Source organism: Microbacterium sp. NPDC077391, assembly GCF_040686955.1.
GTDB lineage: Bacteria > Actinomycetota > Actinomycetes > Actinomycetales > Microbacteriaceae > Microbacterium > Microbacterium commune.
Map to the genome: position 1 here is coordinate 306,922 of NZ_JBFBMI010000004.1, position 1,999 is coordinate 308,920.

At 55.2% G+C, this 1,999-nt stretch carries 2 rRNA genes (1 of these 2 cut by a window edge); both read left to right on the forward strand.

Going from position 1 to position 1,999, the window contains the following annotated elements:
• Nucleotides 1-262 precede the first annotated feature (262 nt).
• Nucleotides 263-1,787, forward strand: a 16S ribosomal RNA gene (locus AB0O65_RS12480).
• A 106-nt stretch (nt 1,788-1,893) separates the two neighbouring features.
• Nucleotides 1,894-1,999: ribosomal RNA gene (locus tag AB0O65_RS12485) — 23S ribosomal RNA — on the forward strand; it runs 2,464 nt beyond the window's last position.
• The 16S and 23S rRNA genes sit together here, the layout of an rRNA operon.

Genomic DNA, 1,999 nt, shown 5'->3' on the forward strand with positions numbered 1-1,999 from the left:
CGCCTGGTCGGGGAGATATACGATTGTGAAGTTGCCCTGCGCTTCTTGCCCTGATGGGGTGGGTGTGCGGGTGCGTCCGATCCTTGAGAACTCAACAGCGTGCACTTGTCAAATGCCAAATTATCCTCGTCCAACCCTTGTGGGGGTTGGTTGAGAATTCCTTTGGATCAATTTATATGAATGTCAGCAATGATGTTCGTCTCTTTTGGTCAGTTTCAAACTCGCTGCGTGACCGTTTTCCCGGTTGTGTATGCATTTCTTTTTTACGGAGAGTTTGATCCTGGCTCAGGATGAACGCTGGCGGCGTGCTTAACACATGCAAGTCGAACGATGAAGCCCAGCTTGCTGGGTGGATTAGTGGCGAACGGGTGAGTAACACGTGAGCAACCTGCCCCTGACTCTGGGATAAGCGCTGGAAACGGCGTCTAATACTGGATATGTCCCGTCACCGCATGGTGTGCGGGTGGAAAGATTTTTCGGTTGGGGATGGGCTCGCGGCCTATCAGCTTGTTGGTGAGGTAATGGCTCACCAAGGCGTCGACGGGTAGCCGGCCTGAGAGGGTGACCGGCCACACTGGGACTGAGACACGGCCCAGACTCCTACGGGAGGCAGCAGTGGGGAATATTGCACAATGGGCGGAAGCCTGATGCAGCAACGCCGCGTGAGGGATGACGGCCTTCGGGTTGTAAACCTCTTTTAGCAGGGAAGAAGCGAAAGTGACGGTACCTGCAGAAAAAGCACCGGCTAACTACGTGCCAGCAGCCGCGGTAATACGTAGGGTGCAAGCGTTATCCGGAATTATTGGGCGTAAAGAGCTCGTAGGCGGTCTGTCGCGTCTGCTGTGAAATTCCGAGGCTCAACCTCGGGCTTGCAGTGGGTACGGGCAGACTAGAGTGCGGTAGGGGAGATTGGAATTCCTGGTGTAGCGGTGGAATGCGCAGATATCAGGAGGAACACCGATGGCGAAGGCAGATCTCTGGGCCGTAACTGACGCTGAGGAGCGAAAGGGTGGGGAGCAAACAGGCTTAGATACCCTGGTAGTCCACCCCGTAAACGTTGGGAACTAGTTGTGGGGTCCTTTCCACGGATTCCGTGACGCAGCTAACGCATTAAGTTCCCCGCCTGGGGAGTACGGCCGCAAGGCTAAAACTCAAAGGAATTGACGGGGACCCGCACAAGCGGCGGAGCATGCGGATTAATTCGATGCAACGCGAAGAACCTTACCAAGGCTTGACATACACGAGAACGGGCCAGAAATGGTCAACTCTTTGGACACTCGTGAACAGGTGGTGCATGGTTGTCGTCAGCTCGTGTCGTGAGATGTTGGGTTAAGTCCCGCAACGAGCGCAACCCTCGTTCTATGTTGCCAGCACGTAATGGTGGGAACTCATGGGATACTGCCGGGGTCAACTCGGAGGAAGGTGGGGATGACGTCAAATCATCATGCCCCTTATGTCTTGGGCTTCACGCATGCTACAATGGCCGGTACAATGGGCTGCGATACCGTAAGGTGGAGCGAATCCCAAAAAGCCGGTCCCAGTTCGGATTGAGGTCTGCAACTCGACCTCATGAAGTCGGAGTCGCTAGTAATCGCAGATCAGCAACGCTGCGGTGAATACGTTCCCGGGTCTTGTACACACCGCCCGTCAAGTCATGAAAGTCGGTAACACCTGAAGCCGGTGGCCTAACCCCTTGTGGGAGGGAGCTGTCGAAGGTGGGATCGGTAATTAGGACTAAGTCGTAACAAGGTAGCCGTACCGGAAGGTGCGGCTGGATCACCTCCTTTCTAAGGAGCACTGCAGGACTTTTTGTTCTGACAGAGCCGGATTCACACCGAATGTGTGTGACCGGAGCTCATGGGTGGAACATTTGACATGGCATTCGATCTGAGGATTTGAGTTAGTACGCAGCTTGCTGTGGGAACGCTTGGTCTGAGGGTGGGGTGCCTGCACGCTGTTGGGTCCTGAGGGACCGGGCCGGCCTCTTCTTTCGGGGAGT